This window comes from Flavobacterium sp. N502540, from assembly GCF_025947365.1.
Lineage (GTDB): Bacteria > Bacteroidota > Bacteroidia > Flavobacteriales > Flavobacteriaceae > Flavobacterium.
Genome location: NZ_CP110012.1, coordinates 301,324 through 315,737 on the forward strand (window position 1 = coordinate 301,324; position 14,414 = coordinate 315,737).

Sequence of the window (14,414 nt, forward strand, 5' to 3'; positions counted from 1 at the left end):
CAAAAGATTCTTTGTCTCCCTTTTCTAACCTAAACTAACGCTATGAAAATTGTAAAATTTATTTTTACCGCTTTGGCATTGCTGTGGCTTTTGATAACCATCCTGATCATGGGACAAGTAGCCATCCTTATACTACCAATCCTTTTTATTTCGAAAAAACATTACACCGAATGGATCCTCTTTACATTTGCCTTAATCTGCTCTTTTGGCGTTTACCCCATTTCTTTTATCTATGCCGCCATCAAATGGAAAGGCTTTCTAAGCTATTTAAGAAAACTCAGCTTAAGTATTGATATCAGTGGGAATATGGTTGCTGGGGCTTTATTAAACGACAACTTTATTACGAGCACTTCCGTCCATAAATTTGGCGTCGTTCAGGAAACGATCAGCGACAATTTAGGCGAAAACGAAAGAGACAATACCTTATCCATTTTCGGAAAGAGATTTACCAATCTGCTTGGCGTAATTGATTTTGATCATGCCAAAAAGTCTATAGTAGAAGATTAATTCAACCCTAAACCTATGATGATGCATAGAATTACAGAATATTCAAATGAATTAAAATTATTGCTTTATGGAATTTTTATTTACCTGGAAATGGATGCAGAAATTGTGAAAGTGCTGTTTTATTTAATGGTATTGGATACTTTTTTAGGCATTGTCAAAACCATCGTATTAAATAATCCTTTTAGTTTTAAAAAACTGGCTCTGGGATTTGTTTCCAAACTGGCCGTATTGTTGATCCCAACAGCTTTGGCGTTAATGAGCAAAGGACTCAATTACAACTTCAAATGGTTTGTCACCATTGTAATGGACTTGTTGATCGTAAGCGATGGCATTTCAATCATCAGTAATATTATAGCCATAAAAACAAAAAAAGAAGTAGAAAATTTCGATGCCATGACCTTGATCTTAAAATCGATAAGAAATCGTTTGATACAGCTTTTCAAAAGAATCCTCATCACGATTGACCCCAGATACCATGTTGAAGAATAATCCAATACACTTTTAAACAGAAAAAAAATAAAACAAATAATAAATAATGGCAACAAATATAAATACTATTCTGAGCTGGTTCAAAACCAGATCAAAGCCTACACAAAAGCAATTCCACGCTACATGGTTAAGCTTTTGGCATAAAGATGAGCCGATTCCACAAGCCTCTATTTCTAATTTAACCACAACTTTAGACACAAAAACGGATCAATCTCAGTTTGACGCTCATATCACAGACGATAACGCTCATGCTACTACTTTTGAAAAAAAATTAGATAAAGGTGATTACAACGGAACAGCGCAACATTTAAAAAATGATATTAATTCTGTAATATCAAAGTTGGATAATAATTACTATACGATTCCAAAAATAGATAGTAAAATTTCTGAAAAACAGGATATGCTAACTGATGTAAACTTTGGCACATTCCAAAACACATTAACAACAGTAAGCTCAATTTCTGATACTGATAAAATTCACTTTCTCGCGGGTAAATTAACTCGCATAATCTCGTGGACAAACTTTAAAAATTTGTTCAAAACAATAAACGGGAATTCCATTTTTGGTACTGGCGATGTAATTTTAGGAGACATGACAACTGATACAGACCAATCTGTATCAGGAATCAAAACTTTTCTAAATGGAAAATTTGGTCTGAGAAATGTCGCTAATACTTTTTCTTCTTTCTTTACAAATATTAATACAGCTTCTAGAACATACACTTTACCTGATAAAAGTGGAACGATAGCAATGACATCTGATTTGCCAGCTACCATCATAAATAGCGGTCTCCAAAATCGCTTAACAAAATATAACTCCGCAAACGAGATACGTCAGAGCAGATTAACTGACAATGGAGATTATTTTGGTATCGATACTGTTAACATACCTACAAAAGACATTACTCTATCTTATAATTCAAACAGAACAATTGGCATTGAATTGTCTGATAGTACTACAGTAGGGAGAGAACTTTCTGTAGCTGCCGGCAGCACTGTTAACTATACTTTAAATCCAAATATTACCGTAACTTCCGATCCAATATCAAATTACAGAGTTATAGGTTCAGGTTATAATGGCAAAGTCTATATAGCTGGTTGGAATATGAATATTTATTCTTCTGATAATGGTAATTTATTTACTTCTCTTGGATTTCGTGCTGGAGGTACTGGACAAGAATGTACTGGAATATGTGGTGGCCCGAATGATGAAATATATTATACGAATTATGACGGTATATTTTTCAAAAAAGTTGGAACATCAACTGCCAATGTCATGAATATATCATTCCCATCCGCAACTAAAACTTTTATTTGCGTAGCTCGAAATGGAAATGTTTACATAACAAGTAACGGTGGTAAAATATATCTGCAAACAGGAGGAATTGGAAATTTTGAAGCTTTACCAGAACCAAATAGACCTTATACTGGTATATGTAGTGCCCCTAATGGTGATATCTATACATGTACTGATAATGGTGATATCTATGTAAGGGTTTTAGGAATTGATAATTTCGTTGCATTGGGTCAAACAAGAAGAGCCTGGAATGGAATATGTTCAACAAATAACGGCGATATATATGCTTGTGTATCTAATGGAGACATATATAAGCGTTTCTCAGGAACTGCTAATTTCATAGCATTGAATCAAACAAATAGATCTTGGCGAGGAATTGCCTCAGGCAACAATATGACAATGTTTAGTTTCTTGTACGAATCTAATATCTTTAAATTAAATACCAATTCACTAGGAACCAACGATTTAAACGGCGGCAAATTAACCCTTAAATCAGGAACAGGTAAAGGTACGGGAAAAAACAGCATCGAATTTTACACTGGCCAAAAAACGATTTCCGGAACTGACATGCAGATAGAAACATTACGATTTTACATAGACGAAAACGGATTTTTTGTTTATTTAACTCCTCCAATTTATACAAGTGATACAGCCGCAGATGAAGATACTAATCTTCCTTCAGGCGCGTATTATAAAATAACCGGAAATCGTACACTTTTTCAAAAACCTTAAATTTATATTTTTTTTCAAAAGAATCCTCATCACGATTGACCCCAGATACCATGTTGAAGAATAGATTTAGTATACTCCGTTCATTTTTATAAAAATCCATGATTTTTTTATAACTATCGAAGTAACTGTTATAAAATTAAAACCCCTCTTACAAAACCGTAAGAGGGGCTATATTTATACATTTTACATCTCACATTTTAAACCTACTTCTTAATAAATTTCTGAACATAGTTTGCTTTATCAGTCACTATATTGATGATGTACATACCATTGGCAAAATCTCTAACATTAATCTGATTGTTATTGATCTGAGCGTTAATTAATTTGCCTGAAATATCATAGACAGTTACTTTTAACACCTCATCTTCTGTTCTAATGTTCAATACATCTGAAACCGGGTTTGGATAAACTGCCAGTTCTAATTTCGTGAATTCACCGGTACCTAAATTGGTTGTTGTATTTACAATGATTGATTTTTCAACCCATTTACCATTGGAATTAAAACGAATCACCACTGTTGCAGTACCCTGGGTTTTTGGAGTCAGAACTAATTCGTCATTCACATTTATTACAGCCGAAACAACCTCTGTATCACTAACAGATTTTACAGATTTCACGATCGCTGCCGACAAATTATCAGCATCCGAGACAATGTTTTTTAAATCGATTACAGTTGATTCTTTTATCGAAACTTCCGAAGGCAAAGTACTGCTCACCACAGGCGCGATATTGTCCGGAAAAACGATCGTGCCGGGAAACCAATAGTAGTCGTCTAAAACTCTTGTCTGAGTTAGATTTCCTGTACGATCAAAAATATGAACCCAGTTTTTCTGAAAATGTGCTCCAAATCCGTTTTCTGTAGTATTGAGAATCAGCTCATCTGAAACCGGATCAATACGCAGTGCGGCACCATAAGGGATTTGTTTAAAAGCATCTGTCTGACCCGGAATCGTTGCAAAATTCTCATTAAAGCTTTTTGAAGTAATATCAAATTTTACAATTTTTGTTCCTGAAGTAAAAGAACTGATCGCGTTTATCCAAAACAAAGCATTCTCCTGAGTACTATACGTAAAACTCCCCGCGTTCCAGGCTCCCCAGGAACCCAAATATTTGGTTGTTGGAATTGCATATTCGGTCACAGTAAAAGTTATAGCATTAATATTGATTAGCTTTTGATCCTGAATTCCCCATACACTTCCGTCTTTGGCCTGAACTACTGAGTGGAATTTACCGGTAATAGTCTTAATCAAAGTATTAGTAGCAGGATCGATTATCAGCATTCCTCCACTTTGTGTTACTGCAAATACATACTGAGACGTACGAATCATATTACCAACCTGTCCTGCAGTACCTGTGCCTGCTAATAAACTCCCTACCTTCAGATTGGCAATATCAAAAAGATAAATACCTTTTGAAGTACCAATATATCCAGTGTTTTCATTAACTCCGACAAACGAACGTCCATCTGCTCCAATGTTTGCAAATCCGGCAATTTTCTTCATGTTTTTTGCATTGGCAACAACCAATCTTCCGCCTGGACTAAAATTTTGATCTCCTCCGCTTGCTGCCTGTTTGGAAATAAAATAAAAATTATCTCCGTAAATTGTTCCATAACAAGTGGTCACGCCAAAGGTTTCATTGTTGTTCGCTACACTATAAATTCGGTAATTAGTACTTCCGTCTTTATTAATAAAATTCACAGAACCATTGGTATGTCCGAACCAATCTTCGTTTACCATAAAAAATCCATTTGTAAAATCTGTTGCTTCTACATAAGGTACAACCGGGGTAAAAGTTCCGGCAATAGGAAGCACATTTTTAGAGGGTGCGTAATTCCAAACATCCCAGGAATCATTTTGCAGAATACGACCAGATGCCCCCGTACTTACAGCAGTAAAATCAGTATCGGCAGGATTTTTTCCCCAATACGTCCATTCTCCATTTGTCCATCCGGATTGCCAATGATCGTTTGTATCTATTGCTGTGTAGCTGTCAAAGTCGTAAGCAGTCGTATTCACAAAACCATTTGCTGGATAAAGAGGATAAGCATAATCTGTGCCTTTATAAAGTCCGATCGTTTTAATTCCATTCAGATCAAAACCCAATCCTCCTACCGAAGATCCTGTTTGAGTTCCTTTATACAAGAGAGCGAAAAAACGACGGTCCGCTTTTAGTATGGCTTTCAACATGTCTTCTCCTGTGGCGGTACCCTCCCATCTGAATCCCCAGACTAAAGCATCGGTATTTTTACCATCATTCCACTGCACCACAAATGCTGCCCGATTAGAGCCGGTACCTATCCAATACTTAATATCATCAAAGGTTGTCGCAGCAGTCGTGTTTTTGGCAATTTTATTTTTCGCTGCTGTTTGTTTATTATTATTTAGAATTGTGCCCTCCAATACTACCTGCCCACGCATAAAAACGACAGAAAAGAACATCAATAATAACAAGTAATTTTTCTTCATATTCAATTTAATTTTAATTTTTTATTATTTAAGATACAAGTCATAAGCTCCCGCAACATCTGTAGAAACTTCTCCCAGCCAACCTGCTTCCTGATTGATTGCTGTATGTATTTTGACGAAATCTATTCCGGGAAGTTTTACATATTTTCCGTTTTTGTCAACGGCCCAGGAAATGTCAATATTAGAACCTTCGTCACCATTGGGTGCATTATCTGCATAACCAAAATCAAATCCTGTACCTACCCAATAGTTTCCGGTACCACTTTGATCATAAAAATTATCTTTAATTCGGGTTCCTTTCAAGGTATAAGAAGCCTCCGAAATCCATAACGGATAATAACTTTGCTCGTGAAATCCGTTTTTGGTTTTATATCCTGAATTCCCCTGATTGTCTTCCCATTTAATGTACTGTACATCGGTCTGCCAAAAATCCTGACCTGCAACAGCCGGTTTGTTAGGATCCGGTTTGAAATAAGTCACACTATAGTTCTTCACGGTAGTACTTTTAAAATATTCACTTCCGGCTATTTCGTACCATTCGTCCTCGTCGGGCTTCCCATTTTTATTTTTATCGTAAGCCACCAGAATAATTCCGGGTTCACAAGATCCTGAACGAGTTTCCTTGGTATCATTAGCCCAAAATGCATTTCCTAAAATTTTAAAATCACGGCCATTCCCATTTGGAATTGTATGATCAAAACCAAATACAACATACCCTCCAAACCCTCCTAAAGAAATCATACTGGCATTAGAACCAACAAGTGACTTTTTTGCGGCATTGATCAAATTACTTTCGGTATTTCCCGGTGCGTATAAGGGAAGTTCATTGGTAAACTGGCCGACTCCGGGACGAAATTCCAGTACATTAGAGATGTATTTACTATAATTTCCAGTTTCTTTTGTTACGTTAATAATCGATTGGAATGTTTTTACAACACCATTGGTCTCCACTTTTAACGTTAAGGGGTAATTCTTTGCATACGGACTGATAAAATCCAGTTGAAGGCTTTCTGAGATCACTGAATCTTTAATACTCCAGGTTAATTTTGAATTACTATTTAATTTTAAATCAATATTGAGCACTTTAAAACGATCTATCGTATAGGATTCTTTTAGTATTTCTCCAAAATTTTCATTTTCCGCTTCTTCTTCCCGATCCGTTCCACAGGAAATAAATCCCAATAAAAGAGTTAAAACTAGTGCGCATTTTAAAAATGCGAAAGGGGCTTTTTTCATATTTTTTTATTTTTATTCTTTAATGACAAATGATTGCTGAGGTACAACAAAATAAATTTCCAGTGAGCGTAACATCTAATTCTTTACTCTTCACAACTTACTTTTTAGTTATAAAAGCAATATGTGCCGGAATATTACCTGCCGTAGTTTTCCATTTTAATTTTCCTTCGGGAGTGAAACAATAGATGTAACCTGTGACTACATAATTTTGGGCATCGGTAATATATATTTCTTTCGTTTCGGGATTTACCTGTAAACCATAGGGAATCATGATATGTTTATCTGTACCATCTGTAATTATTTTGTCGTTAATCACTTTTTTAGTCTTTGTATCTAATATTCCGTACGTAACCTTATTACTGTTGGTCAGATAGCTCCACGAAACACTGTAATAATAGAGCAAATCATCGACCAGACAGGTTGCTGAAACGGGAATATCAAGCTGCATTTTCTTTTCATCCGTCTTCGTGTCAATCACAAAAAGATTAGACGGTGTGTTGTAATAATCACCTCTCGAACTCACATAAATATCACCTCTGCTGTCTACCTGCATGCTATGAAGATTAATCCCCACATCAATTTTTTTTATTTCGGTAAAAGTTTCAAGATCGATAACGGATACGGTACGGTCATAATTAGGTACTTTGTAACCTCCTGAATTGGCAACATACAATTTTCCGTTATGTACCACCATTTGTTCCGGCTGATAACCAACGGTCACTTTGCGCTTTATTTCTAATGAAGTGGTGTCAATCTCAGCAACAAATCCAATTTCGGCATTGGGATCAATGGCAACAGGGCCTGAATACGAGCTTACATAGGCTTTATTTTTGTAGAAAGTGACATATCGACAATTCGGAATGTCTATTTTTTTGATTCGTTTTGCGGACCATTTGTCGATTACCTCAACCTTATTGGAGCAGTTGATCACCGCATACACTTTATTTCCGTAAATTTTTATGTCGTTACCTACATCCCCCAGTTCTTTTACCACTGTTGGATTGCGTTCGGAATAAATATCAGTGGTATAATTTCCGGTTCTGTAATTGAATACATCAATACTGGCACGGTTCATTCCCATATTACCTTCGTTTAAAAGGTAAAAACCTTCTATGTTGCCATCACTTCTGGGTGCAGCTACACTTTTATCCGAAGAGGGAAAAATAGTTTCTTCTTCTCTACAGGAAACCAAAAGAAGAGCAACAAATAAACTAAGCAGGAATTGGGTACTTCTCTTTTTCATAGTGCAATACTGATTATAAATTTTAAAGTACGGCCCGGCATCGGATAGTTATAAATCACTTCGTACTGCTGATTCAGGGCATTGTTCAATTCGATCGTTCCTTTTATTTTATACTGATGAAAAGAGAACATTTTCTGAACCGCCAAATCATGGGTGTACCAAGGCTGTACTTCATTAATTTTGATATTGTTTACATTTCCGTTGTAGCGTTTTCCTACATATATAAAACTGTAGTTAAAATTCCATGACTTATAATCTGCATTTAATATTCCGGATCCGCTGTGCCAGGGTGTGTAAGGAATCTGATCTCCGTAAGAGGATAATTCCAAACCGGCAAACTTGGTGTAATCTCGACTCTCCGAATACGTATAAGTTAAATGAGTGGTCAGATTTACTTTGCCGAAATGCATTTTCATATCCACAGCCGACTCTATTCCCTTTCCTTTCACCTGCCCGATATTAGTCATCATCCAGCGGAATAAATTTCCGGTTGGAGCGGCAATTATTTTATCTTTAGTATTGGTATAATATCCATCGACCTGAAGAGAAAACTGATCCAGGAAGCCTTTCTCCATCGGTATATTGTAGGTAAATCCAACATCGTACTGATTCATGTATTCGGGCCTTAAGGTACTGGAACCGACCATCGTATAATACAAATCATTAAATGTGGGCATTCGGAACATCCGTTTCGCAAAAGCTCTTACATTAAAATCGTGGTCTTTAAAGGGTGTGTAACCCAAAAATATAGCAGGAGTAAATTCTGTTTTATCGGGAGCTTTGGCATTGTAACGCACTTCTTCCTGCACGTACGTTCCCACAACACTACCCAGAACTTTAAGACCATTCAGTCTATAGGAACTTGCCAGCGCAAACAAAGCGGTGTAGCGCTCCGGATAAGAGAACAGGGTTTTTATACCTTTTCTGGTCGCATTAAGACGGTTGTACTGAAAATCGGTCGACAACGAAACGTCCCAAGTGGGTAGAATCTTGTACAGATTGACTGCTGAAAAATAATATTCCTGTTGGTAATAACTATCGTCAGATTGGGCGCCTTCGGTAACCACTTCACCCAGTACATTGGTGGTGTCTCTGGCTACATAATGGGTATAATCATAGGCATATTTTGCTTTAGCCTGAAATTTATATCTTTCGCTAAGGTCTTTTATAAAAGTACCCTGCGCAAAAAAATTCTTGTCGTACTGTCTAAAACCATCCGAAAACTTATTTTCTACAATAGCGCCCGGTGCTCCTCTTTCGGAACCGTAATAATACACTTTGGCATCCCAGGTACCGTTCTTCATTTTCCCGTACAGACCAGACTCGAAACGAAATGCTTCTATATCGCTATTGTGTCTCGTAGCTGAGGTATCGTAAGCCACAGTACCGTCAAGATTGTTTCTTTTGTATCTGAATTTGTATTCTCCGTTAGATTTTATGTATTCAGAACTGGCACTCCAACTTAGTTTATCACTTAATTTCTGCTCCAACCTGAAAGAAAGATCATTGTAATTGATAGACATGGTTTTATAACGCACTAAGAAATTGGTCTTTTTGTTATTCTCAAAAACAGGCCGTTTGGTGCGCAAATAAATAGTAGAAGCAGCTGCAAAGTCTTTGGCCGACTGAAATATTTCGCTCTTCTGACCATTATACATGGTGAGAGATTCCATATCGTCGAGGGAGTATTTTCCTAAATCCGTAACTCCGTTCTGTGCATTTCCTAACTGAATTCCGTCATAAAAAACACCCACGTGATGTGTTCCCATGTTACGTACATCCACCGTTTTAAGTCCGCCCAAACCGCCATAATCCTTGATTTGTACTCCGGCAAAATAACGAAGTGCATCGGCAACATTGTGGCTGGCTAAATTTTCAAGCAGTATTCCTGAGAGGTTTTGTACGGGAATCACTTCCTGATAAGGTTTTGCTTTTAACAGTACTTCTTTCAAAACCTTCAGACTGTCCTTAGTAGTCTGCGAGTGAAGTACGAGGGGAGCTAACAATACGAAAAGAAATAAAAGTAATTTTCTGGTCTTACACATCACTGATTTAATTAAATAAACTTCGGGATGTGATCGTCAAAAAAGCAATAAGGCAGGATCCCATTAAAAAATAACAGGTCCGTTTATTGTTGTTCAACTTTATTCCACGAAAGTCTTAAACTATGTGATTCCGGCAGGTCTCCTGACTTGTTCCATCTTTAAACAGCCTTCTCATCCCGCAAAGCGGGGCAATGGCATGAGTAACGTTAAAGACTTTTACAGAACTTACAGTAGCGGGTCTGTTCAGGATTTACACCTGATTCCCTTTTAACTGTTTTCTCTAAAGAAAAAACAGACCTGAATCTGGCCGTAAAGATAGAATTATCTTTATAAAAACAAGAGTTAATTAGTTCATATTACACTTTTGACAATGAATGAGACCAAATCTCATTCATTCATTAAAAGAATGCTATCTTAAACATTCTTTACTTTTTTAAATCGAACCGTAACAAAAAAACATTTTTGCGACCAATAACAAGTTCAGTTGGATTGCTTTTTCATAAACATTGAAGAACTGAAACAAAATCATTCAAAACAGGATTTGATTTTATTAATAATGAAGTGAAACAGAAATATTAAAAGTAAATTAACAAATCCCGAGATTTTTGCATCTTTATATTTGTTAAATTGCGCCCCTGTAAATGAAGATGCCCCTCGTACTACATATTCTTCGAAAAACTCTTGTAAAATGGACTGGAGAAAGGTTTTGGGCCGAAAGTCAAAATTAAAAGAACACTAAAAGAGAAACAAAAAATTCAATGAATACAACAAAGGCTTCCATTATTGCTATTGGAGGATATGTACCGGAAACGGTTTTAAGCAATACTGATTTAGAAAAAAGAATAGATACAACAGATGAGTGGATTACCTCTCGAACAGGCATAAAAGAAAGAAGAATATTGGATGACCCGGCACTGGCAACCTCAGATATGGCTTCTTTCGCCATTAAAGATCTAATAAAAAATTATGATATAAATCCTCTGGATATTGATTGTCTGATACTAGCAACATCAACACCCGATCATATTCTTACTCCCGCTGCCAGTTTGGTATGCGAAAAAGCAGGACTGAAAAGTGCCTGGGGATTTGACCTTAACGCTGCCTGCAGCGGCTTTTTATATGCACTTTCCGTAGGTGCAAGCTTTATTGAAAGCGGCAGATATAAAAATGTTATCGTAGTTGGTGCCGATAAAATGAGTTCGATCGTTAATTATGAAGACCGAAACAGCTGTATTTTATTTGGCGATGGCGCTGGTGCTGTACTTTTACAGCCTACTACAGACGGTCGTGGTATTCATCAAAACATTTTCAGAACTGACGGAACAGGTGCCGAATTCCTTTCTGTACGTGCCGGAGGTTCCCTTTTGGCAACAACAGAAGAAACCATTCAAAACAAACAGCACTTTGTACATCAGGAAGGAAGAACCGTTTTTAAACACGCCGTGAGAAACATGAGCGGTACTTCGAAAGAACTAATGGAAAAAGCGTCATTGACTCCGGATATGGTAGACTGGGTAATCCCTCATCAGGCTAACTTAAGAATCATTCAGGCAGTAAGTGAAGAAGTTGGTATTCCTATTGAGAAGTTTAAAGTAAACATTCAAAGATACGGTAACACTACAGCGGCAACCATCCCGTTATGTCTTTGGGATTTCAAAAACGATTTCAAAAAAGGAGATAATCTTGTTATTACGGCTTTTGGAGCAGGATTTTCCTGGGGCAGTATGTACATCAAATGGTAAATAGTATATAAAAAATTACGCTAAACTCTTATGCTGAGGTAACTCATCATAAATTCAATATCGATTTCAAACAAAAAAACAATCAGGACAAAATGTACTGATTGTTTTTTTATTTGTAATTCAGATTAAATATAAAATCCAAACTATTATTCTTTCACAGGCAACTGTATCTGTTCTGGTCAGTCTATTGATAGTAAGAAATACGCTTTCAATTTTTTTTACAAACCGGTCATTTGTCCTGCTATCATTTTACCCTTAAAAAACACGCCTTCTCTTTTTGGTAAACGAGCTACCGCTTCGGCAGAACAGCTTGCTTTTACCAAAATAAAATGCGCATCATCTCCAGCTGCCGGCCATACGCGTACACCTGCATCGTTAAGCGGCAACACCTCGTTTGTGGTGGCGATATGCAAAGCACGGCTCAAATTGTACTCGTCTGTCCAACCGTAAAGCTGTGCACATAATTTTGCTTTTTCCAGCATATCGCAGGTTCCAAAAGGCATCCAGTGGTCTACAATACTGTCGGTACCTGTCATCAGTTTCACACCGTACTTCTTTAAAGTCGGAATAGGCATGATGGTTTTTCCCATCGGTACTGTAGAAATAACTCCGATACCCAGTGCTCCCATCTTTTCGGCAATTCCTTCTAAATCTTTCGGATCCATTCTGGCCAGTGCAAAACCGTGGCTGATATAAGTTTTCCCTTGTAATTGCTTGTTCTCTTCGGTTTTTTTGATAATGTATTCTATCGCTGATTTCCCTGAAGGTGGCGATTCGTGTAAATGAATATCGATTCCTTTATTGTGGTCTAATGCAATCTGAAACATAGTATCGAGCGATTTTTCCATATTTCCATCAACCGTTGTAGGGTCAAGACCGCCGATAAAATCTACTCCCATTTTTGCAGCTTCTCTTAGTAAAGATTCTGATTGCGAATATAAAATTCCGTGCTGCGGAAAAGCCACAATCTCCCATCCAAAACTTTCTTTATTATTCTCTAATGCCTTCAACAAATGCTCCAGACTTTTTAATCCACTCACGGGGTCAATATTACACTGGCAACGGGCAAAATAGCTCCCCTGACTTTTCATCAACTGAATAGCCTGCTCTGCTTTGTACTGAGAATCGACAAGCAGTTCAGGAATTATCTTTTGTTCCAGAGTGATCATATCTTTTACCGTAAATCCTTTTCTGGGAGCAGCATTCCATTTTCCGCCGTAAAAAGTTTTATCAATATGAATGTGCATGTCGCGCAATCCCGGAAGCATCAAAAGACCTTTAGCATCTACTTTTTTTAGTTTCCCTTCGGGTTTGTCGGTTGTAATATTTTTAATCTTCCCATCTGCAATATGTACATTGTACAAACTGGTTTTGGTCGCAATTACTTCTTTCTTTTCATTATACTCAAAACTGTCTTCCAGTCTTACATTGGTTAAAATATATTCTTTAGCAGAGGCTATACTATTTTCAGGCTCTTCCAGAGAATGTGCCATTGCAGTATTGCTTATTCCGGAAAACAAGGCAGCTCCCGTTGCTGCGGCTCCCATTCTTAAAAATTGCTTTCGGTTTATTTTGTTGTCGCTCATCGGTTAATAGTGTAAAATATTCCTGAGAAATTAGCCCTCAAAAAATAATGGTGAACTGCAAAATTCACTTAATTTTTTAAAACCGGAGCAGGAAGATTAATGATAAGAATGGTACAGATTATAATTTTCCTTAAAATCGGTCGGTGTTTTTCCGATATACTTTTTAAACACTTTGGCAAAATAGCCATTATCACTAAACCCTAACTGATAAGCAATCTCTTTTACAGATAAGTCAGTACTAATCAACAATCGTTTGGCTTCCAGAATGGTTCTCTCTTTAATAACATCGCCGGCAGATTTGTTCAGGAATTTTTGAGAAAGAATATTCAAATAATTGGACGTCACATTCAATTCACCGGCGTAAAAATTCACCGAAAATTCGGTAGTAAAATGATCTTCAATCAGTGTCTTGAACTTTTTTATAATTTTTTCTGATTTGGCCGCAACATCATGATCGGGAAACTGCAACACGTATTCTTTTTGCAATACTTTAAACAGCAGGTGCAATCTTAACAACACTATTTCTTTGGTCAATAGATCGTCTTTAAGCAAATCTGATTCTATTTCCTCCAACTGGCTTTTAACTTTCTGAAATCCAATCTTATCCAGGGAAAGACAAAATGGTGAACTCTGTCCGAAAAAAGGCAGCTGCGACAAATTGGAAAAAACAGTCATTATTTCAGGCGAAATCATCAGCTGAAAGCCATTGGTATTGACATCGAGTGACCAATTGTGTACCTGTCCGGATCCTACAAAATGAATTTGATAATCGGCTACTTTGGTTTGTTTAAAATCCACGCTGTGAAATCCGGAACCGTTCTCTACGAAAAAAACAAGGTAGAAATCGTGTTTATGAGGCTGCTCGAATTCGTTACGTCCTTTTACACTGTGCCGAAACAAGGTGATGCCGAACGTTTGCTCGCCAAGTATATTTAAAACAGACAAAGTGGGTATGGCAGTTTTGCTCAAAAGAATCGATAGTGTTGGTTTACTATTTTCAAAATTATGTAATTAATCGATAGGTAAACTGTTGTGTATATTTTTTTTCACGCAGATTCAGGAGATTAGT

10 protein-coding genes and 1 riboswitch are annotated in these 14,414 nt (G+C 36.9%); of the genes, 4 read left to right on the forward strand and 6 right to left on the reverse strand.

Translation table 11 applies throughout. The annotated features are described in order from the left end of the window. Positions 1 to 42 precede the first annotated feature (42 nt). From OLM58_RS01375 to OLM58_RS01385, 3 genes are read left to right on the forward strand one after another with little or no spacing between them, the layout of a single operon-like run. A complete protein-coding gene (locus OLM58_RS01375) occupies positions 43 to 507 on the forward strand; it encodes a hypothetical protein (RefSeq protein WP_264530901.1) in 465 nt (154 codons plus the stop codon). A gap of 15 nt (positions 508 to 522) precedes the next feature. Further along, on the forward strand, positions 523 to 996 hold the full coding sequence (locus OLM58_RS01380) for a phage holin family protein (RefSeq protein ID WP_233430781.1): 474 nt from the start codon (positions 523 to 525) through the stop codon (positions 994 to 996). Between the two features lie 46 nt (positions 997 to 1,042). Then, positions 1,043 to 3,025: a hypothetical protein gene (locus OLM58_RS01385; RefSeq protein WP_264530902.1), complete on the forward strand. Its 1,983-nt coding sequence runs from the start codon at positions 1,043 to 1,045 to the stop codon at positions 3,023 to 3,025. 203 nt (positions 3,026 to 3,228) lie between these two features. Here the strand turns inward: OLM58_RS01385 and OLM58_RS01390 are convergent, their stop codons facing one another. The 4 genes from OLM58_RS01390 to OLM58_RS01405 all read right to left on the reverse strand — a co-directional run bounded on the left by OLM58_RS01390 (position 3,229) and on the right by OLM58_RS01405 (position 10,017). Further along, entirely contained in the window at positions 3,229 to 5,493 is a 2,265-nt protein-coding gene (locus OLM58_RS01390; RefSeq protein ID WP_264530903.1) for a DUF5074 domain-containing protein, read from the reverse strand. A gap of 24 nt (positions 5,494 to 5,517) precedes the next feature. Next, positions 5,518 to 6,729, reverse strand: coding sequence for a cell surface protein (locus tag OLM58_RS01395; RefSeq protein WP_264530904.1), 1,212 nt, complete (start codon positions 6,727 to 6,729; stop codon positions 5,518 to 5,520). Between the two features lie 97 nt (positions 6,730 to 6,826). After that, positions 6,827 to 7,972: a YncE family protein gene (locus OLM58_RS01400; protein ID WP_264530905.1), complete on the reverse strand. Its 1,146-nt coding sequence runs from the start codon at positions 7,970 to 7,972 to the stop codon at positions 6,827 to 6,829. Then, positions 7,969 to 10,017: a TonB-dependent receptor gene (locus OLM58_RS01405; RefSeq protein ID WP_264530906.1), complete on the reverse strand. Its 2,049-nt coding sequence runs from the start codon at positions 10,015 to 10,017 to the stop codon at positions 7,969 to 7,971. The genes OLM58_RS01400 and OLM58_RS01405 overlap by 4 nt, the downstream gene beginning before the upstream one ends. A 114-nt stretch (positions 10,018 to 10,131) precedes the next feature. Then, positions 10,132 to 10,333: riboswitch (cobalamin riboswitch) on the reverse strand. A 442-nt stretch (positions 10,334 to 10,775) separates the two neighbouring features. Between OLM58_RS01405 and OLM58_RS01410 the strand changes: the two genes are divergently transcribed. Beyond that, positions 10,776 to 11,759, forward strand: coding sequence for a beta-ketoacyl-ACP synthase III (locus OLM58_RS01410; protein ID WP_264530907.1), 984 nt, complete (start codon positions 10,776 to 10,778; stop codon positions 11,757 to 11,759). Between the two features lie 218 nt (positions 11,760 to 11,977). Here OLM58_RS01410 and OLM58_RS01415 read toward each other — a convergent pair whose 3' ends face one another. Further along, entirely contained in the window at positions 11,978 to 13,345 is a 1,368-nt protein-coding gene (locus tag OLM58_RS01415; protein ID WP_264530908.1) for an amidohydrolase, read from the reverse strand. A 96-nt stretch (positions 13,346 to 13,441) separates the two neighbouring features. Then, positions 13,442 to 14,314, reverse strand: coding sequence for a helix-turn-helix domain-containing protein (locus OLM58_RS01420; RefSeq protein ID WP_264530909.1), 873 nt, complete (start codon positions 14,312 to 14,314; stop codon positions 13,442 to 13,444). Positions 14,315 to 14,414: the final 100 nt, after the last annotated feature.